The following is a 24,010-nucleotide window of genomic DNA, read 5'->3' as shown; positions in this document are numbered from 1 at the left end:
CCATTCGAACCTAACGGCCCCATAGTAGAGGAAGCGTGCTCATGGAGGAAATCGGTGTAAACAATCCCCTGGTAGGGGTAGCGGCAATCGGATTGGGTGATGCTTCGCGCGTCTATTACAATCTGCTTGAGCGCGATCTCTATCAGGAAGCGATTCGCCGTGGCGAAGCCGAGCTTACCGCTGACGGAGCGCTTTGCGCCGTTACCGGTCAGCACACCGGCCGTTCCGCAAAGGACAAGTTCATCGTTCGCGACGGCAACACCGACGGCGTGATCTGGTGGGACAACAACAAGCCGATGTCGCCCGAACATTTCGGCATCCTGCACAAGGACATGCTGGCCCACGCCGCCGGCAGGGATTTCTTCGTGCAGGACCTGATCGGCGGCGCCGATGCCGAAAACGCCCTGCCGACCCGCGTCATCAGCGAATTCGCGTGGCATTCGCTGTTCATCCGCAACCTGCTGATCCGTCCGGAGCGCTCTGCTCTCGCAAGCTTCCAGCCGAAGCTGACGATCATCAACCTGCCGAGCTTCCGCGCCGATCCGGCCCGTCACGGCTGCCGTACCGAGACCGTCATCGCCTGCGACTTCACCAACGGCATCGTGCTGATCGGTGGCACCTCCTACGCCGGCGAAATGAAGAAGTCTGTTTTCACCGCCCTCAACTACCTGCTGCCGCCGAAGGGCGTCATGCCGATGCACTGCTCGGCAAACGTCGGCCCGGCCGGCGACGCTGCAGTTTTCTTCGGCTTGTCCGGCACCGGCAAGACCACGCTTTCGGCCGATCCGAGCCGCACGCTGATCGGTGACGACGAACATGGCTGGGGCGAAGACGGCATCTTCAATTTCGAAGGCGGCTGCTACGCCAAGACCATCCGTCTGTCGGCCGAGGCCGAGCCGGAAATCTACGCGACCACCAAGCGTTTCGGCACCGTTCTCGAAAACGTTGTTCTCGATGAAAAGGGCGTTCCGGACTTCAACGATGCGTCGCGTACGGAAAACACCCGTTGCGCCTATCCGCTGCACTTCATCCCGAATGCATCGGAAACCGGTATTACAGGCCATCCGAAGACAATCATCATGCTGACGGCAGACGCCTTCGGCGTTCTTCCGCCGATCGCCCGTCTGACGCCGGAACAGGCCATGTACCACTTCCTTTCCGGCTACACCGCCAAGGTTGCCGGCACGGAAAAGGGCGTGACCGAACCGGAAGCGACCTTCTCGACCTGCTTCGGCGCTCCGTTCATGCCGCGTCACCCGGCTGAGTACGGCAACCTGCTGCGCGACCTGATCGCCAAGCACAACGTCGATTGCTGGCTGGTCAACACCGGCTGGACCGGCGGGGCCTACGGCATCGGCAACCGCATGCCGATCAAGGCCACCCGCGCCCTGCTCACCAGCGCGCTGAATGGTGAACTGAAGAAAATCGAGACCCGCGTCGATCCGAACTTCGGCTTCGCGGTACCGGTTGCCGTCGAAGGCGTCGACACCAAGATCCTCGACCCGCGCTCGACCTGGGCTGATGGCGCAGAATACGATGCGCAGGCCAAGAAGCTGGTGGCGATGTTCATCACCAACTTTGCCAAGTTTGAGGACCATGTAGATCACAAGGTTCGCGCGGCCGCTCCGAGCGCCAATATCGCTGCGGAATAATCGCGGAGCGAATGAATGACGAAGACCCGGCGGTTCCACCGCCGGGTTTTTGTTTTTCGGCGTCATCGATTATGAGGAGGGTCGAACGGAGACCGACCATGGCCAGCGACGCGCTCTACATCAGCAACCGGATCACCATCGCCGGATGGGAACTGACCGAACAGTTCGTGCTGGCGGGCGGGCCAGGCGGGCAGAACGTCAACAAAGTCTCGACCGCGGTCCAGCTGTTCTTCAACATCTCGGGTTCACCGTCGCTCAACGATCGCGTCAAGGAAAATGCGCTGAAACTCGCCGGTCGACGCGCCTCCAAGGAGGGCGTTCTGATGATCGAGGCAAGCCGGTTCCGCAGCCAGGAGCGCAACCGGGAAGACGCGCGTGAGCGGCTGAAGGAGCTTATTCTCGCCGCCGCCGCCCCGCCGCCGCCGCCTCGCAAGAAGACCAAACCGACCAAGGGATCGGTGGAGCGCCGTCTCAAGGAAAAGTCCGGGCGATCCGAGGTCAAGAAGATGCGCGGCCGCCCCGGTGGGGAATAATAAAGCGTGACATGTTTTAGATAATTGCTTGTGTTTTGATGCTCCGTGGTTTCATCTTGCAATTGCAAAAGGATAACAGGAGGTACCCATGGGTCTTTTCAGCTTTATCAAGAGCGCAGGCAAGAAGCTCGGCATCGGCGGTGACGACGAGGCGCCGGATGTCGAAGCGATCAAGAAGGAGCTTGCCTCCCATGATCTCGGAACCGACAAGGTCGAGGTGGAAGTCGTGGATGATAAGATCGTCCTGAAGGGCGTGGTCAAGGACCAGTCCATCTTCGAAAAGGCCGTGGTCGCTGTCGGCAACACGCTCGGTGTTTCCAAGGTCGAGGCCGGTGAACTGAAGATTGCCGAAAATCCTGCAGCTACACCCGCACCTGCCAAGGAGCCGGTTTTCTATACGGTGAAGAAGGGCGACAACCTCTGGAAGATCGCTGAGGCGCAGTATGGCAAGGGCAAGGGCGTCAAGAACACGCTGATCTTCGAAGCCAACAAGCCGATGCTCACCCATCCCGACAAGATCTACCCCGGCCAGGTCCTGCGCATTCCAGAACTCGCCGACTGATATGCCAAGGCAGCAGCCTCCGGGCTGCCGATGACGAAAATGGCAGAAAAGAACAAGCGCAGCCTGCCGGACGGGCTGCGCTATCATCCCGATTTCATCGAGCGGGCCGATCAGGAGAAGCTGGTCGAGATCATTCGCGACGTCGTCGCGGAAGCACCGCTCTTCGTGCCAGTCATGCCCGGTACGGGAAAACCGATGTCGGTCAGAATGACCAATTGCGGCCCGCTCGGCTGGGTCACGGACAAGGAACGCGGCTATCGCTACCAGTCGACCCATCCCGTGACCGGACGGCCATGGCCTCCCATGCCCGACATGCTGCTCGATATCTGGAGGCGTGTATCCGGCTATGAAGGCGAACCAGAGGCCTGCTTGGTCAACTATTACGACGATTCGGCTCGCATGAGCCTCCATCAGGACCGCGACGAGAAGGAATTCGGTGCACCTGTGGTGTCGATCTCGCTCGGCAACAACTGCCTCTTCCGGGTGGGCGGTATGAACCGCACCGATCCCACCATGTCGTTGAAGCTCAAAAGCGGCGACGTCTTTGTCATCGGAGGCGAGGGACGCCTCTGCTTCCACGGGGTGGACCGCATCTATCCCTCGACCTCGACGCTCCTGAAGAACGGCGGCCGGATCAATCTGACGCTACGGCGGGTCAATCCCTGAAGAGATAACGACGCTTCTTTTGCCGGCAAACTGTGCCTAGCGCATCGGCCCGAAAATCGGAATCGATTTTCGGAAAGCTCGATGCGTAGATTCAAGATGTTAGAGCGTCCTTTGTGCGTCCAAATGGACGCACGGCGCTCTAGAGCTTCCGGAGAGCGACCTTTTCGACGAGGTGATTATCACCCTTTCGCAAGATCAGATCGGCGCGCGGACGGGTCGGCAGAATGTTTTCCCTGAGGTTCTTCAGGTTGGTGTTCTGCCACAGGCCCTCGGCGATTTTCAACGCCTCTTCCTCGCTGATGGCGGCATAACGATTGAAATAGGAGTTCGGGTCGCGGAATGCCGTCTGCCTGAGCCGCATGAAGCGGTCGACATACCAGCGATGGATCAGGTTCTCGTCGGCATCAATATAGATCGAGAAGTCGAAGAAGTCCGAGACGATCGGCACGATCTTGCCATCGGCCGGCAGATCGCGCGACTGCAGCACGTTGATGCCCTCGAAGATGAGGATATCCGGTCGGTCGATGATCTTGAACTCGTCGGGCAGCACGTCATAGGTCAGGTGCGAATAGCCCGGCGCCTTGACGTTCGGCAGGCCGGCCTTGATGGCGGAGAGGAACCGCAGCAGCGCGCCGATATCGTAGCTCTCCGGAAAACCCTTGCGGTTCAGCATGTTGTGCCGGACGAGATGGGCGTTCGAATAGAGAAAACCGTCGGTCGTGACGAGATCCACCTTCGGGCTGGAGGGCCAGCGAGCCAGAAGCTCCTTCAGCACGCGGGCGGTGGTCGACTTCCCCACCGCGACCGAACCCGCGATCCCGATCACGAACGGGGTCTTGGCGATGCCGGAGGTGCTGAGGAAGCGGTTGCGCTGCTCGAAAAGAAGCTGCGAGGATTCGACATGCGCCGAAAGAAGGCGCGACAGCGACAGGTAGATGCGGCGCACTTCGTGCAGATCGATCGGGTCGTCGATAGAACGCAGCCGGTGAACCTCGTCCGCCGTCAGCGTCAGCGGTGTGTCGGCGCGGAACCGGGCCCACTCCTCTGAATCGAAGAAGAGATAGGGCGAATAGCCATTCGCCTCAAAATGGTCGAGCGTTTCTGGCGTTTCGGATTCCCGGGGCGCTGTTGTCATGGATCCTGCCGGCTGGCCTTCTCGCTGAGGCCTGTCTGGGCTGTACGCCGCTGAAGCTCCTGCATCACCGCTTCTAGCGGGATATCGGCAATTTTCAATACGACCATAAGATGATAGAGTAGGTCCGCACTCTCGTAGACGAGGTTTTCCCTGTCGTCCTTGATGGCGGCAATCACCGTTTCAACGGCTTCCTCGCCCAGTTTCTTGGCGGCTTTCGACTGTCCGCCGGCCACCAGCTTTGCCGTCCAGGACTCTTCGGGTCGAGCCGTTGCGCGCTTTGCGACGATGCTCTCGAGATCGGTCAGGGTAAACTTAGTCATGATCCTTGCCTGTCCTGTCAGTCGAGCCGCATGGCGATGCCATGCTGCGCCATATATTGCTTGGCCTCGGTTATCGAATAGGTACCGAAGTGGAAGATAGAGGCGGCGAGCACTGCGGTCGCATGTCCTTCGCTGATACCCGCTACGAGGTCGTCGAGCGTGCCGACACCGCCCGATGCGATGACCGGAACGCGCACGGCGTCCGCAATGGTCCGTGTCAGCTCGAGGTCGTAGCCGGATTTGGTGCCGTCGCGGTCCATCGAGGTGACGAGCAGTTCGCCGGCGCCGCGCTCGACCACCTGCTTCGCGAATTCCACGGCATCGATGCCGGTCGGGTTGCGGCCGCCATGGGTGTAGATCTCCCAGGCGCTCATGTTGTCACCGCCGGCAGCCTGCGTGCGCCGCCGCTTGGCGTCGATCGAGATGACGATGCACTGGTCGCCGAACTTGTCGGCGGCTTCGGCAACGAAATCCGGGTTCTTCACGGCAGCGGAATTGATCGCCACCTTGTCGGCGCCGCACAGCAGGAGCTTGCGGATATCGGCGATGCTGCGTACGCCGCCGCCGACGGTCAGCGGCATAAAGCAATGTTCGGCTGTGCGGGTAACGACGTCGAAGATGGTGTCGCGCTCGTCGGAGGAGGCAGTGATATCGAGGAAACAGAGTTCGTCGGCACCGGCGGCGTCATAGGCCTTGGCCGCCTCGACGGGGTCGCCGGCGTCGATCAGGTCGACGAAGTTTACGCCCTTGACAACGCGGCCGTCCTTGACGTCCAGACAGGGAATAACGCGGGCTTTCAGCGTCATCGGTGGTTCCTCGTTCAGGATCTTGCGGCGCGGATCAGCGCCAGCGCTTCCGCGGGATCGATCCGGCCATCATAAAGCGCGCGGCCGGAAATCGCACCTTCGAGTTTTCGGGCATCCGGTTCCAGCATGCGGCGGATATCGTCGAGCGATGCAAGCCCGCCGGACGCGATCACCGGGATGGAAACGGCATCGGCAAGCGCCAGCGTCGAAGGCCAGTTGATGCCGGCGAGAATGCCGTCGCGGTCGATGTCGGTATAGATGATTGCCGCGACGCCCGCGCCTTCGAATTTCCGGGCAAGCTCGATCACGCCGAGCTCGGACGCTTCCGCCCAGCCTTCGACCGCGACCTTGCCGCCCTTGGCGTCGATGCCGACGGCGATCTTGCCGGGGAAGAGCTTGCAGGCCTCGATGACCAGTGCGGGATCGCGCACCGCCACCGTGCCGAGGATGACGCGGGAAAGCCCGCGCGAAAGCCAGCTCTCGATATGCTCGAGCGTGCGGATGCCGCCTCCGAGCTGGACCGGGTTCTTCGTCGCATTGAGGATCGCATCGACGGCGCCGCCGTTGACGCTTTCACCGGCGAAGGCGCCGTTCAGGTCGACCACATGCAGCCATTCGAAGCCCTGGTCCTCGAAGGCTTTCGCCTGAGCGGCGGGATCGGCGTTGTAGACGGTTGCCTGCTCCATGTCGCCGAGCTTGAGGCGCACGCACTGGCCGTCTTTCAGATCGATTGCGGGAAAGAGGATCATGCGGATTGTCCGATACTGGATAAAATGAGAATTACGGAGCCCAGGCGAGGAAGTTCGCAATGAGCTTCAGGCCGAGCTTCTGGCTCTTTTCCGGATGGAACTGAGCGCCCGCCATGTTGTCGCGACCGACGAAGGCCGTCATCGGACCGCCGTAATCGGTGGTGGCGATGACGTCGTCGGGGTTTTCTGCGGCCAAGTGATAGGAATGCACGAAATAGGCGTGCAGGCCATCGGGGCCGGTCTCTATACCGTCGAACAGCGGATGCGGGCGCGTGAGCGTCAGCGTGTTCCAGCCGATCTGCGGGATCTTCAACGAAGGATCGTTCGGCGTCATCTCGACGACATCGCCCTTGATCCAGCCGAAGCCCTGCGTGACGGTCTTTTCCAGCCCGCGCGACGACATGAGCTGCATGCCGACGCAGATGCCAAGGAACGGCCGCGCCTTCTTCTCGACCGCATCGACAAGCGCCTCATGCATGCCGGAGACGGCGTCGAGACCGTTGCGGCAATCGGCATAGGCGCCAACACCGGGAAGCACGATGCGGTCGGCCGATGCCACCCGCTCCGCCTTGTCCGTCAGGTCTATTTCAGCGTCGATGCCGCTTTCCCGGGCTGCGCGCTCGAAGGCCTTCGTCGCGGAACGCAGATTTCCCGAACCATAATCGATGATCGCAACGCGCATCGTCGAATGTCCTTTCTATCGGAGCTGGAGGCCCGGAATCACCGAAAACGCCGCTTTGCGGTCCGGTGACCTGCCATCCGCCCCTGTCGTTTGCTGTCAGACCAGCGTGCCCTTGGTGGAGGGAACGCGGCTCGCCTGCCGGGGATCGATTTCGACTGCGGTTCGCATTGCCCGCGCCACGGCCTTGAAGCAGGTCTCCGCTATATGGTGATTGTTGGCGCCATAATGGTTGAGCACATGCAGCGTGATGCCGGCATTCTGCGCCAGCGCCTGGAAGAATTCGCGAACCAGTTCGGTGTCGAAGGTGCCGATCTTCGGCGCGCTGAACGATACGTTCCAGACGAGGAACGGCCGTCCCGAAACGTCGATAGCCGCCTTCGTCATGGTTTCGTCCATGGCCAGATCGATCGACGCGTAGCGGGTGATGCCGCGCCGCTCGCCGAGCGCCTTTGAAATTGCCTGTCCGATCGCGATGCCGGTATCTTCCACCGTATGATGGTCGTCGATATGCAGATCGCCCTTCACCTCGATGTCCATGTCGATGAGCGAATGTCGGGAAAGCTGGTCGAGCATATGATCGAAAAAGCCGACGCCCGTGGAAATCTTCGTCTTCCCGGTGCCGTCCAGATTGACGGAAACGGAAACGGAGGTTTCGTTGGTCTTGCGGGAAATGCTTCCCGAGCGCGGGGTGGCTGCTTCGCCCATTAAGGTCTGCTCCATGATGAGGACCGGGAACCCGGGCCCTGATGAGCGCTCCTTATCAGGCACGGCGGCAAATATCCAGCAAAAGCAGGCATACTCCGTCGGGGTCGGCGGCGAGTTGTATTCGACGGCGCTTCACCTACATAGGGCCTAACGGGGCCGTGTCGTGCCCCCAGGAAAACAGTCCCCTACGGGACCAGACAGGTGCCCAATGACAACGATTATTACTGTACGAAAGGGCGGCAAGGTCATCATGGCCGGTGACGGGCAGGTGAGCCTCGGCCAGACCGTCATGAAGGGCAATGCCCGCAAGGTGCGGCGCATCGGCAAGGGCGAGGTGATCGCCGGTTTCGCCGGTGCCACGGCCGATGCCTTCACGCTGCTCGAGCGGCTTGAAAAGAAGCTTGAACAATATCCGGGCCAGCTCATGCGCGCGGCTGTCGAGCTCGCCAAGGACTGGCGCACCGACAAGTATCTCCGCAATCTCGAAGCTATGATGCTCGTCGCTGACAAGACCATCACGCTTGCGATCACCGGCAATGGCGACGTGCTGGAGCCCGAGCATGGAGCGATCGCGATCGGTTCCGGCGGCAATTACGCCTTCGCCGCAGCGCGCGCCATGATGGATTCGGACAAGTCCGCGGAAGAAGTTGCCCGCCGCGCCATGGCGATCGCCGCCGACATCTGCGTCTACACCAATGACAATGTCGTGGTGGAAACCCTCGACAGCGACAATTGACCGGCCCGATCCGTCATCATCAACCCATTCGACCCTTTGGAAAATCGATATGACAACCTTTTCTCCCCGTGAGATCGTCTCGGAACTGGACCGCTTCATCATCGGCCAGCACGAGGCCAAGCGCGCAGTGGCGATTGCGCTGCGCAATCGCTGGCGCCGCCAGCAGCTCGATGAGACGCTACGCGACGAAGTGATGCCGAAGAACATCCTGATGATCGGCCCGACCGGCGTCGGCAAGACGGAGATTTCCCGCCGCCTCGCCAAGCTTGCGGGCGCTCCGTTCATCAAGGTGGAAGCCACAAAGTTCACCGAGGTCGGTTATGTCGGCCGTGACGTCGAACAAATCATCCGCGATCTCGTTGAGATTGGCATCGGCCTGGTGCGCGAAAAGAAGCGCGCCGAGGTCCAGGCCAAAGCCCATGCCGGCGCCGAGGAGCGGGTGCTCGACGCGCTCGTTGGCTCCACCTCTTCGCCGGCAACCCGAGACAGCTTCCGCAAGAAGCTGCGCAGCGGCGAACTGGACGACAAGGAAATCGACATCGAGGTCGCAGACAGCGGCAGCGGCATGCCGGGCTTTGAAATCCCGGGCATGCCCGGCGCCAATGTCGGCATCCTCAACATCTCCGAAATGTTCGGCAAGGCCATGGGCGGCCGCACCAAGAAGGTGCGCACCACCGTCAAGGCATCCTATGCCGACCTGATCCGGGATGAATCCGACAAGCTGATTGACAACGAGGTTATCCAGCGCGAGGCGGTTCGCTCTGTCGAGAACGATGGCATCGTCTTCCTCGACGAGATCGACAAGATCGCGGCCCGTGACGGCGGCGTCGGCGCCGGCGTTTCTCGCGAAGGGGTGCAGCGCGACCTGCTGCCGCTGGTCGAGGGCACGACGGTTTCCACCAAATATGGCCCGGTGAAGACGGATCATATTCTCTTCATCGCGTCCGGCGCCTTCCATGTGGCCAAGCCTTCGGACCTTCTGCCGGAGCTTCAGGGTCGCCTGCCGATCCGCGTCGAGCTGAAGCCGCTGAGCAAGGAAGACTTCCGTCGCATCCTGACCGAGACCGAGGCCAGCCTGATCCGCCAGTACAGGGCGCTGATGGCGACGGAAGATCTCGATCTCGAATTCACCGAGGATGCGATCGACGCGCTTGCTGATGTTGCCGTGAAGCTCAACACGTCCGTCGAGAACATCGGCGCACGCCGCCTGCAGACCGTGATGGAACGGGTGCTCGACGACGTTTCGTTCAATGCGCCTGACCGCGCGGGGTCTTCGATCATGATCGATTCCGATTATGTTCAAAAACATGTCGGCGGGATCGCGCAGGATCTGGATCTGTCGCGCTACATTCTGTGACGCGAGAGCATCTATTTTCGTGCTTTTGCCCTGAAATCGCACGAAAGTGACGTATCTCCCGGTCGACAACGGCGGCTTCGCTTATGTAAGTGAAGTCGCCGCCCGGGCTTATCCCCCGCGGTAGCCGATCGGAAAGTGAAGTCTGGAGGGCAAACGGATCGTGGCACGTATCATTTCGGCAATAGTTCTGGCGCTTCTTGTGATGGCGCCTGCTGGTCTGCAGGCAGCGCCTGTGACAGTGCCCGCGGGGAACCGCAATGCCGAACAACCTGCCATTCCCGGAGCTTCCGTTCGCCGCACCAAGGCGGGCAAAACCACGTTCGACGTCAAGTATGAAAAGGTGCGCGACCTTCTGGCCTCGGATAAGCGGCTGATGTCGAAGATCCGCAGTACGGCGTCTGCCTATGGCATCGACCCGATCCACATGATCGGGGCAATCGTCGGCGAGCATACCTATAATGTCGACGCCTACGACAATCTGCAGAGCTATTATGTGAAGGCGGCCTCCTATGCAGGCAACAGCTTCCGCTTCGCCTACAAGGGCGAGGATGTCGATGATTTCGTTGCCCGCCCGGAATTTGCCGAATGCGAGGGCAAGGATGATTCCTACGCACTCTGGACCTGCCGTGAGGACGTCTGGAATGCCACGTTCAAGGGCCGCTCGGTTGGCGGCAAGTCCTATCCCGACAATCGGTTCAGCGCTGTTTTCTTCCAGCCTTTCTATGCCGGCCAGACCTTTGGCCTTGGCCAGATCAATCCGCTGACGGCGCTGATGATGTCGGACCTCGTGGCCCAGAAGTCGGGTTATGCCAAGCTGGACGAGACCGATGCGGCCGGCGTCTACAAGGCGATCATGGACCCGGATATCTCGCTCGCCTTCATGGCGGCGGTTATCCGCAAGTCGATCGACGATTACAAGTCGATTGCCGGCATGGATATCTCGACCAATCCCGGCGTGACCGCGACGCTTTTCAATGTCGGCAACTCCCGGCAGCGCGCGCAGGCGCTGGCGCGCAAGAATGCCGGCGGATCCACGGTCTGGCCGGAGGAAAACTATTACGGCTGGTTGGTCAACGACCGGCTCGAGGAGCTGGAAAAGCTGCTCTGAAACGGGCCGGAACGGCCTCTAAGGGTTAGAGATGACGGAGATGGCCGAGGACAAGAGAAATGACGGCTACGAGCCTCCGGCTCCCCTGCCGCGCAAAGGCCCGCCCTCGCGTCTCGAAATCATCCGTATTGTATTGCGCAATCCGCTGGAGCTCTGGGGCGAGCCGTCCTACACGCTGCCCTGGATCGAGACCCGCTTCTTCGGTCGCACCACCATCATCGTCAACGATCCGGATCTCATCCGCCATGTGCTGGTCGACAATGCCGGCAACTATCCCATGGATGTGGTGCGCCAACTCGTGCTGCGACCGATCCTGCGCGACGGTCTGCTGACAGCCGAGGGCGATGTCTGGAAGCGTTCGCGCAAGGCCATGGCCCCCGTCTTCACACCTCGCCATGCCAAGGGCTTCGCGCGGCAGATGCTGGAGAAAAGCGAAGAATTTGCCGATCGCTATGTCAGCCCGGATGTGGATGGCAGCATTCACGACATCTCCACCGACATGACGGAACTGACCTACCAGATCCTGTCGGAGACATTGTTTTCCGGCGAACTGGCATCGGAGAGCGGCGATGTTGCCGCCGACGTGGATGCCTTGCTGCACCGGATGGGGCGTATCGATCCGCTCGACATGCTGGCAGCCCCCACCTGGCTTCCGAGGCTGACGCGGATCGGTGGACAGCGCGTGTTGGAAAAATTCCGCAAGTTGGTGCGCGACACGATGGAACGCCGTCGCGTCGCGATTGCTCGCAATCCTGCCGAAGCACCCCGGGATTTCCTGACCCTGCTTCTGGAAATCGAAGGACCTGACGGGCTGACGACCGAGGAAATCGAGGACAACATCCTCACTTTCATCGGCGCAGGCCATGAAACGACCGCCCGCGCACTCGGCTGGACACTCTATTGCATTGCCCATCTGCCGGAATTCCGGGAAAAGATGGAAGCGGAGATCGACGAGGTCATCGCGAGCGGTGCCGATCCCGTGACCTGGGCCGATCGCATGCCCCATGTCAAAGCCGCCTTCGAAGAAGCGTTGCGGCTCTATCCGCCGGCACCGTCGATCAACCGGCGGGCTCTTGAAGAGGACAGGTTCGTCGCGGCGGATGGCAAGGTTCTGGACATCCGCAAGGGCGCGACGATCCTCATCATGCCCTGGACGCTGCATCGGCATAAGCTGCATTGGGATCGCCCCCGCGTCTTCGATCCCGCCCGTTTCCTGCCGGAAAACCGTGAGCGCATCGGCCGTTTCCAGTATCTGCCTTTCGGCGTTGGCCCGCGCGTCTGCATCGGGGCAACCTTTGCATTGCAGGAGGCCGTCATTGCGCTCGCCGTCCTGATGCATCGCTTTCGTTTTACGCCAAAGGCCGGCACGCGGCCGTGGCCGGTGCAGAAGCTCACCGTTCAACCGGCGGGCGGACTACCCATGCTCGTCACTCCGCGCGACAGGTCATAATTTGGCGTTTGTCAGCTAGCGCGGCGATTTCCGTGAGTGCATAAAGCGTAGGACCGTTTCTTGCGGTCTTTCTGGAATGCGGGGCGTGGCGTGAAACTTCATTATATGTTGGGCATTGATACCGGCGGCACCTATACCGACGCCGCGCTTTTCAGCGAGAAGGACGGCCTGATCGCCAAGGCCAAGGCGCTCACCACACGGCATGATCTGTCGATCGGGATTTCCGGGGCTCTGGAAAACGTGCTCTCCGCTTCCGGTCTGCCGGCCGATGCCATCGGTCTCGTATCGCTCTCGACCACGCTTGCCACCAACGCGCTCGTCGAAGGGCAGGGCGGACGCGCTGCCCTGGTGATGATTGGCTTCGGCCCGGAGGATTTGCGGCGAGACGGCCTCGCGGATGCGTTGGGCTCCGATCCGGTGATCTTCCTGCCGGGGGGCCATGATGTCCATGGCAACGAAACGCCGCTCGACATGACGGCGCTCGAAGCGATCCTGCCGGAACTGGCGGCGAACGTGTCCTCCTTCGCCGTTGCCGGTTATTTTGCGGTCCGCAATCCCTCCCATGAGATACGGGTGAGGGACTTTATCCGCGAGAAATCCCATCTGCCGGTTACCTGTAGCCACGAGCTTTCCTCGAAGCTCGGCGGTCCCAAGCGCGCCTTGACGACGCTGCTCAATGCCCGGCTGGTGTCGATGATCGACCGCCTTGTCGGCGCTTGCGAGGATCACCTGAAACATCGCGGTATCCGCGCCCCGCTGATGGTGGTGCGAGGTGACGGTGCGCTGATTTCGGCGGCCGAGGCACGGCTTCGGCCGATCGAGACCATTCTTTCCGGACCGGCGGCAAGTCTTGTCGGCGCGAGATACCTGACCGGGCTCGAAGATGCCGTGGTCTCCGACATCGGCGGCACCACGACGGATGTCGCGGTGATGGAAAACGGCCGCCCGCGTCTCGATGCCGATGGCGCGGTGGTCGGCGGTTATCGCACCATGGTGGAAGCGGTCGCCATGCGGACCTATGGTCTCGGCGGTGATTCCGAAGTCCGCTTCGACGACCGCGGGCTTGCGGCGCGGATCGATCTCGGTCCCCGTCGTTTCGTGCCCCTCAGCCTTGCCGCGATGCTGCACGGGGAGGCGGTCATCGGCACACTGGAACGGCAATTGCGCTCTGCTCATGTCGGTCGCCACGACGGACGGTTCGCTGTCCGTACCGGAGTGCCGGATCATCTCTCCGCCGGACTGCAGCCACAGGAAGCGACCCTTTTTGCCCGTATCACCGATATTCCCGTGGCTCTCGACCAGCTGCTCACGGTGACGCAGCAGAAGGCCACGCTCGATCGCCTCGTCGCACGCGGTCTCGTGCATATTTGCGGGCTCACCCCTTCCGACGCCATGCATGTGCTGGGCAGGCAGGGTCAATGGAACAGGCAGGCTGCCGATCTCGGCATGCAGGTCGCCATGCGACAGAGGGACGGTACGGGAAAACCTCTCGCCGGGTTGCCGGAAGAACTCGCCCTGCGTATCGTCGAAAGGCTGACGCGGCAGTCGGCCGAAGCCATTCTGTCGGCCTGTCTGGCCGAAGACGGTCTTGGCGACATCGATCCGGCCCGTTCGGTGCTGATCGATCGTGCCCTGAACCGCCAGACAGGTATTGCGCGCTTCGCCCTTTCCCTCGACCGTCCGCTGATCGGTCTTGGTGCATCTGCTCCGGTCTATTACCCGGCGATTGCCGAGATGCTGTCCGCGGCCTGTGCCGTGCCGGACGCCGCCGATGTCGCCAATGCGGTTGGCGCCGTCGTCGGCCAGGTCCGCTCCACCGTAACGGTCTTCGTCACCTCGCCGGAAGAAGGGGTCTTTATCGTTTCAGGCGGGGGAGACAACCGGCGGTTCGCGGAAGAGGAAGCGGCGATGGCCGAGGCGGAAGAGCGAGCTTCACGAACAGCCCACGAGCATGCGCGTGCGAGCGGCGCTGCCGATGTCGTGGTGGTGCTGGCGCGCGAAATCGATGCGCCCGAGGTCGAGGGGCGGCGCAAACTGATGGAAGCGCGGATCATCGCGACGGCAAGCGGTCGTCCCCGCGTATCGGCCAGTGCGTGAAATCGATGCAGACTTTTTCCTTTTTGGAATAAATATTTGTTATTCGTGCTCGATTGACACTCAATAAGATCAGGGCATGCTCCCAGCACGAATTTGATAATCGGATTGCGAGGAGAAATGGCGATGAGCCGCATTGAGAGCCACGGACTGTCCATCGACACGGGCCTGTATGATTTCCTGATCGAAAAGGCGCTGCCCGGGACCGGCGTGGACCCCGAGCGCTATCTCGCCGGTCTCGCGGCGATCGTTCACGATCTCGCGCCGAAGAACCGCGCGCTTCTTGCAAAGCGGGACGAACTGCAGGCGAAGATCGATGCCTGGTACAAGGCAAATGGCGCACCCGTCGACATGGGGGTCTATGAGGCTTTCCTGCGCGAAATCGGCTATCTTCTGCCGGAAGGCGAAAGCTTTGCGGTGACGACGGCAAATGTCGACGCGGAAATCGCCGAGATTGCCGGACCGCAGCTCGTCGTACCGGTCATGAACGCCCGCTATGCGCTCAACGCCGCGAACGCCCGCTGGGGCTCGCTTTACGATGCCCTCTACGGCACCGATGCCATCCCGGAAACCGATGGCGCCGAGAAGGGCAAGGGCTATAACCCCGTCCGCGGCGCGAAGGTCATCGCATGGGGTCGCCAGCTGCTCGACGATTCGGCACCGCTCGCTGCCGGCAAATGGGCCGACGTCGCGGACCTTTCCGTCGACAAGGGTGCGCTGTTCGTCACGCTCTCCGCTGGCGGTGTCACGGGGCTTGCCGATCCGGCGCAATTCGTCGGTTATGGTGGTGCGCCTGCTGCGCCGGAGGCGATCCTTCTGCGCCGCAACCGCCTGCATCTCGAGATCCTCATCAATGCAGAAGGCATGATCGGAAAGACCGATGCTGCCCATATCGACGACATTCACCTCGAATCGGCCATTACCACTATCATGGACTGCGAGGATTCGGTTGCCGCCGTCGATGCCGAGGACAAGGTGGTCGTTTACGGCAACTGGCTCGGCCTGATGAAAGGCGACCTGACGGAGGAAGTCAGCAAGGGCGGCAAGACCTTCGTCCGTGTGCTCAACCCCGACAAGACGTTTACCGCGCCGGACGGTTCGGAACTCGTCCTGCACGGCCGTTCGCTGATGCTGGTGCGCAATGTCGGCCACCTAATGACCAACCCGGCGATCCTCGACCGCGACGGTAACGAGGCTCCCGAAGGCATCATGGATGCGGCTGTCACCGCGCTCGTTGCCCTGCATGACATTGGCCGCAATGGCCGGCGGGCCAATTCCCGTGAGGGTTCGCTCTATGTCGTCAAGCCGAAGATGCACGGACCCGAAGAAGTCGCCTTTGCCTGCGAGATCTTTTCGCGCGTCGAAGAACTGATCGGCATGGCGCCGAACACCATCAAGATGGGCATCATGGACGAGGAGCGCCGCACGACGGTCAACCTCAAGGAATGCATTCGCGCTGCCCGCGAACGCGTCGTCTTCATCAACACCGGCTTCCTCGACCGGACCGGCGACGAGATCCATACCTCGATGGAAGCCGGCCCGATGATCCGCAAGGGCGATATGAAGCAGGCAGCCTGGATCTCGGCCTATGAGAACTGGAACGTCGACATCGGCCTCGAATGCGGGCTTTCCGGCCATGCGCAGATCGGCAAGGGCATGTGGGCCATGCCGGACCTGATGGCCGCCATGCTGGAGCAGAAGATCGCTCATCCCAAGGCTGGCGCCAATACCGCCTGGGTTCCGTCGCCAACGGCGGCCACGCTTCACGCAACCCATTATCACCGCGTCAACGTCGCCGACATCCAGGCCACGCTGAAATCCCGTCCGCGCGCCAAGCTTGGCGATATCCTATCGGTGCCGGTCGCACCCCGTCCCAACTGGACGGCGGAAGAAATCCAGCGCGAGATCGATAACAATGCGCAGGGCATCCTTGGCTACGTCGTTCGCTGGATCGATCAGGGCGTCGGTTGCTCCAAGGTTCCGGATATCAACAATGTCGGCCTGATGGAGGACCGTGCAACGCTGCGCATTTCCGCCCAGCACATGGCCAACTGGCTGCATCACGGCATCATCACCGAAACGCAGGTGGTCGAGACGATGAAGCGGATGGCTGCCGTGGTCGATGGCCAGAACGCAGGCGATCCCGCCTATACCCCCATGGCTGGCAATTTCGACGGCTCTGTCGCCTTCCAGGCAGCGCTTGAACTGGTGCTCAAGGGTCGTGAACAACCGAACGGCTATACCGAGCCGGTCCTGCATCGCCGCCGCCGTGAACTGAAGGCAAAGCTGGCCGGATAAGATTGGTTGAAGCCCAACAAAAAAGCCGCCGGTGATCCCGGCGGCTTTTTTCATATCTGATGCGGTCGATGAAGCTTACTGCTGTACGACCACGCGAGCGCCCTTGCCGGGACGAACGCGGTTGTAGAGATCAATGACGTCCTGGTTCATCAGGCGAATGCAGCCCGAGGAAGCGGCGGTGCCGATCGAGGCCCATTCCGGCGTGCCATGCAGGCGGAACAGCGTATCGTGGCCCTTGTCGTCGAAGAGGTACATGGCCCGTGCGCCGAGCGGGTTGCTGAGGCCCGGGCCCATGCCTGCCTCGACATACTTGGCGATTTCCGGCTTGCGCTCCGCCATTTCCTTCGGCGGGTGCCAGGTCGGCCATTCCTGCTTCCAGGCGATATAGGCTTCACCCTGCCATGCAAAACCCTGCTTGCCGACACCGATACCGTAGCGAACGGCCTTGCCGTTCGGCAGCACGTAGTAAAGGAAGCGTTCGCGAGTATTTACGACGATCGTACCGGGCTTTTCCGTGGTAGAGTAATCGACGATCTGGCGGTGGAACTTCTTGTCCACGCGGCTGATCGGGATAGCCGGGAGAGCGAAGCCGGCGTCGGTTACGCTGCCATAGGAATCGCTGAAGATCTTGGTGGTGGTGGCTTCGGCGGCTTCCTTCGGTTCTTCGGAAGGGGTGGTCGTCGTGGAGGTGGTTGTGCAGCCGGCGAGGCCGAGTGTTGCGACAAGGCCGAACACGGTCAATGCATTGCGAAGGCGCATGGGGATGTCTCGTAGGGTTCAAGCTGAGAGATGGTGGGCTCAACCATCTTTGTTTATGGTTTATTTTTGATTAAGTTCGCCTTGGCAAGTAGCGCGGAAGAACCACAGGACTTCGGCAGTGCAAAATGACTCCGCATTGCTTTTTTGCAACATGCCACAAGGGCAGGCCGGGCTTTTACATGACCATTGTTTCTGTTGCCGTTAACAACCCGTTAATCGACGGACGCCAGTCTGATCGCGCCATGCTGGTGCGTCGCGGCGTGCAGGTGCTGCTGAACGAGATGCGGCTGGCCTTGCTGCCGGAAATGTCGCTGGCCAATGGCCGCAGGGCCGATCTGGTCGGCCTGACCGACAAGGGCGAGATCTGGATCATCGAGATCAAATCCTCGATCGAGGATTTTCGCGTCGACCGCAAATGGCCGGAATATAGAAGTTACTGTGACCGACTGTTCTTCGCGACCCACGGCGAGGTACCGCTCGACATATTCCCGGAGGATTGCGGGCTTCTGGTCTCGGATGGTTACGGAGCGCATCTGTTGCGCGAGGCGCCCGAACACAGGCTGCCTCCGGCGACACGCAAGGCGGTCACCCTGAATTTTTCGCGCACTGCAGCCCAGCGGCTGATGATGGCGGAATGGGCCGCGAGAACCCCCGCGACCGAATAATACGGGATTGTCTTATTTTGGAGCACGCTTGGCGAGAATGCGCTGCAGCGTGCGACGGTGCATGTTGAGACGCCGGGCCGTTTCCGAGACATTGCGGTCGCAGCTTTCATAGACGCGCTGGATATGCTCCCAGCGCACCCGGTCCGCCGACATCGGGTTTTCCGGCACTTCCGCCTTTTCGCCCGGACGCTGGGTCAGCGCCAGGAAGATATCGTCAGCATCGGCAGGCTTTGAAAGATAGTCCAGCGCGCCGAGCTTTACCGCCGTCACCGCGGTCGCGATGTTACCGTAGCCGGTGAGGACCACGATCCGCGTGTCGCTCCGCTTCTCGCGGATGGCCTCGATCACATCGAGACCATTGCCATCGCCGAGCCTCAGGTCGATCACCGCATATTTCGGCGGCGTGGCCTTCGACTTCGCGATGCCTTCCGCGACGGAGGCGGCCATATCGACGGCGAAGCCGCGGGTTTCCATGGCGCGCGCCAGACGGCGGAGAAAGGGAGCATCGTCATCAACGATCAACAGGCTCGGATCGGGTCCGATGCTTTCGTCGATATTGGTTGCGATGTCGCTCTTCGAGCCGGATGAAGCGAATTCTGTCATGGTCTGCCATCCCTGCGGGGCATTCTGTTCGTATTCTTGTCCGGTTATGGCCACTTATGGCCGGCGGGTAAAGTCATTTCAGCGCCCTGCGTCCATCAGGCCGCGTGGCCATGTGATCTTGACGCGCGCGCCCGGACGGTCCGGACCGCCGTTTTCAAACCGGAGCGTTGCACCGGAGCGTTCCAGCAGCGTCTTGGCAATGAACAGGCCGAGGCCCAGCCCACCCGCCTTGTCGTCGCGTTGCCGGCTCGTCACATAGGGCTCGCCGATCCGTTGCAGCACGTCCGTGGAATAGCCTTCACCGTCGTCCTCGATCGTGATGACCACCTTCGAAGCGTCGTGTTCCACCGTGACGGTTACTTTGTCGCGGGCGAAGTCTATGGCGTTTTCGACGAGGTTGCCGAGACCGTAGAGAATGCCGGCATTGCGCACCCCGATCGGCTCCTTTGACCGGTCCGATTTCTCTACCAGCTCAAGCTTGACGCCGAACTCCCTGTTCGGCGCCAGCACCTCCTCGATCATCGAGGAAAGCGGCAGGCGCCGCATATGTTCCTCGTTTTCCGAAGGCAGGCTCGTCAGTCGGCGCAGGATGTCGCGGCAGCGCTCGCTCTGGCTGCGCAGCAGCTGAACGTCCTCGCCGAAGCGTTCGTCATTCCCCAGTTCGCGCTCCATCTCCTTGGCGACGACGCTGATCGTGGCAAGCGGAGTGCCGAGTTCATGGGCAGCCGCGGCGGCAAGGCCATCGAGCTGCGAGAGATGCTTTTCCCGCTGCAGGATCAGTTCGGTCGCCGAAAGCGCGTCGGCAAGCAGGGCCGCCTCTTGCGAGACACGATAGGCGTAAAAGGCGGCAAACGTCATCATCGAGGTGATGGAAAACCAGATGCCGAGCTGCATGACGGGATGGGTCGGCAGGGTCTCGCCGCTATGCCAGGGCAGGGGATAGGGCGTGAACGCCAGCGCGGTAATGAAAAACAGCGCGAACACCAAGAGCGCGATTGAAAGCCCCCGCGGCTGGGAGGCGAACGAGATGATCACCGGAACGCAGATCAGCGGCGCAAACGGATTGGCCAGCCCGCCGGTGATGAAGAGCAGGGCCGCGAGCTGGAACAGATCGAGGCCGAGCACGGCGAATGCGGCAAGCGGCTCCAGCCGATAGGTCGGCGGGAAGGTCACGGACAACAGGAAGTTTGCCGCCGCAAGCGCCCCGATCAACGCCACGCTCGTGGTGAATGGCAGCGGATATTCCAGAAGGAAGGCGACGATGAAGACCGTGATGCTCTGTCCCGCCACCGCCAGCCAGCGCAGGCGCACCAGCGTCTGCAGTCTCAATCTCCGGCTTGACGGTCCGAAATGTCTCGCCACGTCCTGCGTCGGCTTTATCATGCAGGGCCTCTCCTTTGCTGTGTCACGGCGTCACGTACCGCGCGGCTTTGCGCGTGTCGTCGGCGCTGCATCGGCCGGGTTTTCCGGCCAGGGGTGTTTGGGATAACGCCCGCGCATATCGCTGCGCACATCCTTCCAGGATCCGGCCCAGAAACCCGGCAGGTCCCGCGTCGTCTGGATCGGCCGGTGCGCCGGCGAAGTCAGCTCCAGCAACAGCGGCAGCCTGCCGCCTCCGATCGTCGGGTGGGACTTCAGGCCGTACAGCTCCTGCACCCGGATCGCAAGCGTCGGCTCGTTTCCGTCGTAGCGGATCGGATGGCTCTGCCCGGTCGGGGCGGTGAAGTGTGTCGGCGCCAGTCTTTCGAGATCGCGTTGCACCTCGTGCGGGACGAGTGACATCAGCCCGTCGAAAAGCGAACCCGATGTTATGTCGTCGATACCACGGACATTGGTCTGAAACGGGATGAACCAGTCGGAAAGCCGGTCAAGAAGGGCTGCGTCACCGATATCGGGCCAGGGCTCACCGATGCTGCGGTGAAGGAAGCCGATGCGCTGCCGCAATTGCTCGCCGGCCTTGGAAAAGGGCAGGACGGACAGTCCAAGCTGTCTGACCCCATCGGCAAGAGCCCGGGCGGCTTCCACGCCGGCAGGCTTGGGAAGGGGTGTCTCGTTGAACACGATGGCGCCGAGCCGTGTGGACCGCCGGGCCCGCACCTGCCGGCTTGGCGGATCGAAGAAGCACTCATCCGCGGTACGGATGGCCTCGGGCATAAGTTCGTCGATATCATCGCGACGGATTTCGGCGGCTGCCAGCACCCGGCCTCGCGCCGCCTGACCGGTCAGGTCTGCGATCACCAGCATCCGGGAGCCGGCAAGCCGGTCGGTTTCCTCAATCTCGGCGCCACGGCCGTTCGCCATGACGAAACGTCCCCGCGCACCTCGGGAAAGGGCGATCCGATCGGGATAGGCATGGACCAGCAGGCGACCGGCTGTCGTACGTGCACCCTGAGGCACCGTGCTACGCAGGCTGCCGACGATTCTTTCGGCAAGTTTGCGGGCTGCCGAAGCACGTTCGCCATTCTCTTGCTCGAAGCGGCGCAGGCGCTCTTCTATATCGAGGCTGGAACCGCCGAGCCCTTGTTCGGTCAGAAGCACGGCAATACGAGCGGCTTCTGCGGCCTGCCCAGCGTTAGCAGCCGCAAGCACCATGGCGGAAAGTCGCGCGGGCAGGGCGAGATCACGCATGGTGCGCCCCTTGGCGGTGAGCGCTCCGGTCTTGTCCAGCGCACCCAGCATTTGCAGGAGGCTCTTCGCCTCGTTCCAGGCCGCGGCCGGTGGTGGATCGATGAAGCGCAGGCCTTCGGGTTCGAGAACGCCCCAATGCGCCATGTCGAGCACGAGGTTGGAGAGATCGCTCGCAAGGATCTCCGGTGGCGTAAATGCCGGGAGAGCAGCCGTTTGTCCCTGGTGCCACAGCCGGATGGCGATACCGGGTTCCGTTCGTCCGGCACGACCGGCGCGCTGGTCGGCGGATGCGCGCGAAACCCTGACCGTTTCAAGCCGGGTAATGCCGGTGGAAGGCTCGAAGACCGGCAGACGCTGAAGCCCGCTGTCGATGACGATCCTGACACCGTCGATGGTAATGGAGGTCTCGGCAATGGAAGTTGCCAGCACCACCTTGCGCGTGCCGGTGACAGCCGGCCGGATCGCCTCGTCCTGTTCCTTCTGCGAGAGGTTTCCGTAAAGCGGTACGACATGGGTCGAGGACGTGACCTTGCCGTCGAGCCGTTCGGCCACGCGGCGGATCTCTGCCTGTCCCGGAAGAAAAGCGAGGATCGATCCTGATTCCTGATCGAGCGCGGTGGTAATGGCCGAGGTCACTGCATCCTCGATGCGCGTGCCGCCCGGCCTGTCCTGATGGCGGATATCGATGGGGAAGCTTCGCCCTTCGCTGACGATGACGGGCGGTTTGTCGAGAAGGGTTGCGACGCGCTCGATGTCGAGGGTCGCAGACATCACGAGGATCCTGAGGTCGGGCCTCAACGCAGTCTGGGCGTCGAGCGCCAGCGCCAGACCGAAATCCGCATCGAGCGATCTTTCATGGAATTCGTCGAACAGAACCGCCGTGATGCCATTGAGTTCGGGATCCTCGAGAATCATGCGGGCGAACACGCCTTCCGTCACCACCTCGATCCGTGTTCGCGCCGAAACGCGATTGTCGAGCCGCATGCGATAGCCGACGGTCTCGCCGACGGCTTCCCCGATGAGGCTCGCCATCCGGCTCGCCGCCGCCCGCGCCGCGAGCCGACGCGGTTCGAGCAGGATAATACGGCCGTCCCCCCGCCAGGGCTGGTCCAGAAGATGGATCGGCACGATCGTCGTCTTGCCCGCTCCCGGAGGAGCGGAAAGGACGGCGCGGTTCTCCCGGAGGAGCGCTTCAGCCAGATCGGCAAGCTTTTCCGAGACCGGGAGGCTGGGCAGATTGAATGGCATCAGGTTTCCGTCTTGAAGCGGGTGGTTACCGCCTCATAGGCAAGGATGGCTCCGGCGAGGTCCTCTAGCGCCGCGCCCACCGACTTGAACAGGGTGATTTCGTGATTGGCGGTGCGGCCCCGGTGCCGGCCGGCCGCGAGGTCGAACAGATCGGCCTTGATATCGGTTTCGCGAATGATCCCGGCCTTCAGGGGCTGCAGGATATCGCCGGCCTCGCTCATGGCGCCTTCGCGCGTGTCGACGAAGATGGTTGCGCGCCGCACCGCCTCGTCATCGCTCTCCCGCATGGTCGGCTTGAACGCACCGATGAGATCGAGATGGGCGCCCGGTTTCAACCATTTGCCGTGAACCAGCGGTTCGTTGGAAAGCGTCGCGCAGGAAATGATGTCGGCTTCTCGCGTTGCCGCTTCCAGATCCGTACAGGCGGTGGCGTCAAAACCCATCTCCCTGGCATCAGCCGCAGTCTTTTCCGCATTGGCCGGATTTCGGCCCCAGATCCTGACACTCTTTATTGGGCGCATTGTCGAATGCGCTTGAATGAGATTGAGGGAAAGGCGTCCGGTACCGACAACGAGGAGCTGGCTCGCGTCTTCACGCGCGAGATAACCGGCTGCCAAGGCCGACGTCGCGGCTGTGCGCCGAGCGGTCAGCTCACCGCCATCGACCACGGCGAGCATCTTGCCGGTCTTGCCGGAAGAAAGAAGATAACTGCCATAGATGGCAGGCAGGCCGCGCAGATGGTTGTCGGGAAAGACCGAAAGCAGTTTGATACCTATATAGTCGCCGGGTACCCAGGCCGGCATCAGAAGAAGAGTGGCCGCCGCCTCGCCGGGCACCTCTACTTCATGATGGTGACGGACCGGCGTCACGCAATGGCTACGGAACATCCGCTCGATCGCGTTGGTCAGCTCGTCCCATTTCAGCGCTTCCGCGGTCTCGGTTTCGTGCAGTACCAGCATGATCCTCTCCTCTATAAGGGTGCCGACACTAGCAAGTGGGGCGGTCCATTCAAGCGTGAAATCCTTTCCGGGGTTCTCCCTTCTCAAATGTGGGCTGGGGGTGTGCTCTGGAACCCTGTGTTTTGGGCGTCTGGTTTTGCGTTATTCATTCACATTTCCAGATTTATGTTTATAATCAATGTGTTGTGTGATTTTTGTAATTTTTGTGATAGATGGTGTTGACTTGATTGAGGGGGTGGGATTATACATCCGCTCACTGACGAGGGCGGCGGCGCTGCTGGCGACGAAGTCTCTC

The 24,010-nt window shown here is 61.6% G+C and carries 22 protein-coding genes; 11 read left to right on the top strand and 11 right to left on the bottom strand.

Annotated elements, in window-relative coordinates:
* Positions 1–41 precede the first annotated feature (41 nt).
* The 4 genes from NBH21_RS10840 (at position 42) to NBH21_RS10825 (ending at position 3,413) form a co-directional block, all read left to right on the top strand.
* Positions 42–1,652, top strand: a complete 1,611-nt coding sequence (locus tag NBH21_RS10840) for a phosphoenolpyruvate carboxykinase (RefSeq protein WP_250913679.1) — start codon at positions 42–44, stop codon at positions 1,650–1,652.
* A 98-nt stretch (positions 1,653–1,750) separates the two neighbouring features.
* Positions 1,751–2,185: an alternative ribosome rescue aminoacyl-tRNA hydrolase ArfB gene (gene arfB / locus NBH21_RS10835; RefSeq protein ID WP_163902463.1), complete on the top strand. Its 435-nt coding sequence runs from the start codon at positions 1,751–1,753 to the stop codon at positions 2,183–2,185.
* Between the two features lie 88 nt (positions 2,186–2,273).
* A complete protein-coding gene (lysM, locus tag NBH21_RS10830; RefSeq protein WP_250913680.1) occupies positions 2,274–2,747 on the top strand; it encodes a peptidoglycan-binding protein LysM in 474 nt (157 codons plus the stop codon).
* A 39-nt stretch (positions 2,748–2,786) separates the two neighbouring features.
* The gene (locus NBH21_RS10825) at positions 2,787–3,413 is read left to right on the top strand and encodes an alpha-ketoglutarate-dependent dioxygenase AlkB family protein (protein WP_250913681.1); all 627 of its coding nucleotides are present in this window, start codon (positions 2,787–2,789) and stop codon (positions 3,411–3,413) included.
* 139 nt (positions 3,414–3,552) lie between these two features.
* On the opposite strand, the gene coaA is transcribed toward NBH21_RS10825, so the two are convergent.
* The 6 genes from coaA to hisB all read right to left on the bottom strand — a co-directional run bounded on the left by coaA (position 3,553) and on the right by hisB (position 7,810).
* The gene (coaA, locus tag NBH21_RS10820) at positions 3,553–4,548 is read right to left on the bottom strand and encodes a type I pantothenate kinase (RefSeq protein ID WP_250913682.1); all 996 of its coding nucleotides are present in this window, start codon (positions 4,546–4,548) and stop codon (positions 3,553–3,555) included.
* A complete protein-coding gene (locus tag NBH21_RS10815) occupies positions 4,545–4,868 on the bottom strand; it encodes a phosphoribosyl-ATP diphosphatase (protein ID WP_250913683.1) in 324 nt (107 codons plus the stop codon). The genes coaA and NBH21_RS10815 overlap by 4 nt, the downstream gene beginning before the upstream one ends.
* 17 nt (positions 4,869–4,885) lie before the next feature.
* Positions 4,886–5,674 (bottom strand): imidazole glycerol phosphate synthase subunit HisF, encoded by a 789-nt coding sequence (gene hisF, locus NBH21_RS10810; RefSeq protein ID WP_250913684.1) that lies wholly within the window; start codon positions 5,672–5,674, stop codon positions 4,886–4,888.
* 14 nt (positions 5,675–5,688) lie between these two features.
* Positions 5,689–6,423, bottom strand: coding sequence for a 1-(5-phosphoribosyl)-5-[(5-phosphoribosylamino)methylideneamino]imidazole-4-carboxamide isomerase (gene hisA / locus NBH21_RS10805; protein ID WP_250913685.1), 735 nt, complete (start codon positions 6,421–6,423; stop codon positions 5,689–5,691).
* A gap of 31 nt (positions 6,424–6,454) precedes the next feature.
* A complete protein-coding gene (gene hisH, locus NBH21_RS10800; protein WP_250913686.1) occupies positions 6,455–7,105 on the bottom strand; it encodes an imidazole glycerol phosphate synthase subunit HisH in 651 nt (216 codons plus the stop codon).
* Positions 7,106–7,201: 96 nt separating this feature from the next.
* Complete coding sequence (gene hisB, locus NBH21_RS10795; protein ID WP_250913687.1) at positions 7,202–7,810, bottom strand: imidazoleglycerol-phosphate dehydratase HisB; 609 nt, start codon at positions 7,808–7,810, stop codon at positions 7,202–7,204.
* Between the two features lie 208 nt (positions 7,811–8,018).
* Between hisB and hslV the strand changes: the two genes are divergently transcribed.
* The 6 genes from hslV to NBH21_RS10765 all read left to right on the top strand — a co-directional run bounded on the left by hslV (position 8,019) and on the right by NBH21_RS10765 (position 16,853).
* Positions 8,019–8,546: an ATP-dependent protease subunit HslV gene (gene hslV / locus NBH21_RS10790; protein WP_163902475.1), complete on the top strand. Its 528-nt coding sequence runs from the start codon at positions 8,019–8,021 to the stop codon at positions 8,544–8,546.
* Positions 8,547–8,595: 49 nt separating this feature from the next.
* Complete coding sequence (hslU, locus tag NBH21_RS10785) at positions 8,596–9,903, top strand: ATP-dependent protease ATPase subunit HslU (RefSeq protein WP_163902477.1); 1,308 nt, start codon at positions 8,596–8,598, stop codon at positions 9,901–9,903.
* A gap of 202 nt (positions 9,904–10,105) precedes the next feature.
* Positions 10,106–11,011 (top strand): DUF1402 family protein, encoded by a 906-nt coding sequence (locus NBH21_RS10780; RefSeq protein WP_280924162.1) that lies wholly within the window; start codon positions 10,106–10,108, stop codon positions 11,009–11,011.
* A 40-nt stretch (positions 11,012–11,051) separates the two neighbouring features.
* Complete coding sequence (locus NBH21_RS10775; RefSeq protein ID WP_250913714.1) at positions 11,052–12,461, top strand: cytochrome P450; 1,410 nt, start codon at positions 11,052–11,054, stop codon at positions 12,459–12,461.
* A 105-nt stretch (positions 12,462–12,566) separates the two neighbouring features.
* A complete protein-coding gene (locus tag NBH21_RS10770; RefSeq protein ID WP_280924921.1) occupies positions 12,567–14,558 on the top strand; it encodes a hydantoinase/oxoprolinase N-terminal domain-containing protein in 1,992 nt (663 codons plus the stop codon).
* A 123-nt stretch (positions 14,559–14,681) separates the two neighbouring features.
* Entirely contained in the window at positions 14,682–16,853 is a 2,172-nt protein-coding gene (locus NBH21_RS10765) for a malate synthase G (RefSeq protein WP_250913690.1), read from the top strand.
* A gap of 75 nt (positions 16,854–16,928) precedes the next feature.
* Here NBH21_RS10765 and NBH21_RS10760 read toward each other — a convergent pair whose 3' ends face one another.
* On the bottom strand, positions 16,929–17,612 hold the full coding sequence (locus NBH21_RS10760; RefSeq protein WP_250913691.1) for a L,D-transpeptidase: 684 nt from the start codon (positions 17,610–17,612) through the stop codon (positions 16,929–16,931).
* Between the two features lie 179 nt (positions 17,613–17,791).
* Here NBH21_RS10760 and NBH21_RS10755 point away from each other — a divergent pair, with 179 nt between their 5' ends.
* Complete coding sequence (locus tag NBH21_RS10755; protein ID WP_163902486.1) at positions 17,792–18,277, top strand: MmcB family DNA repair protein; 486 nt, start codon at positions 17,792–17,794, stop codon at positions 18,275–18,277.
* Between the two features lie 12 nt (positions 18,278–18,289).
* On the opposite strand, the gene NBH21_RS10750 is transcribed toward NBH21_RS10755, so the two are convergent.
* The 4 genes from NBH21_RS10750 to lhpI all read right to left on the bottom strand — a co-directional run bounded on the left by NBH21_RS10750 (position 18,290) and on the right by lhpI (position 23,715).
* Positions 18,290–18,880, bottom strand: coding sequence for an ActR/PrrA/RegA family redox response regulator transcription factor (locus tag NBH21_RS10750; protein ID WP_099055943.1), 591 nt, complete (start codon positions 18,878–18,880; stop codon positions 18,290–18,292).
* Between the two features lie 78 nt (positions 18,881–18,958).
* Positions 18,959–20,263: an ActS/PrrB/RegB family redox-sensitive histidine kinase gene (locus tag NBH21_RS10745; protein WP_250913692.1), complete on the bottom strand. Its 1,305-nt coding sequence runs from the start codon at positions 20,261–20,263 to the stop codon at positions 18,959–18,961.
* Positions 20,264–20,293: 30 nt separating this feature from the next.
* Positions 20,294–22,756 carry an ATP-dependent helicase HrpB gene (gene hrpB, locus NBH21_RS10740; protein WP_250913693.1) on the bottom strand — a complete coding sequence of 821 codons (2,463 nt, stop codon included), beginning with the start codon at positions 22,754–22,756 and terminating at the stop codon, positions 20,294–20,296.
* The gene (gene lhpI / locus NBH21_RS10735; RefSeq protein ID WP_250913694.1) at positions 22,756–23,715 is read right to left on the bottom strand and encodes a bifunctional Delta(1)-pyrroline-2-carboxylate/Delta(1)-piperideine-2-carboxylate reductase; all 960 of its coding nucleotides are present in this window, start codon (positions 23,713–23,715) and stop codon (positions 22,756–22,758) included. Before lhpI ends, hrpB begins: the two co-directional genes overlap by 1 nt.
* Positions 23,716–24,010 lie beyond the last annotated feature (295 nt).

This window comes from Ciceribacter sichuanensis, assembly GCF_024055605.1.
GTDB classification, from domain to species: domain Bacteria; phylum Pseudomonadota; class Alphaproteobacteria; order Rhizobiales; family Rhizobiaceae; genus Allorhizobium; species Allorhizobium sichuanense.
Note: the sequence above shows the minus strand (reverse complement) of the source record. Positions and strands in the feature narration are given on the sequence as shown.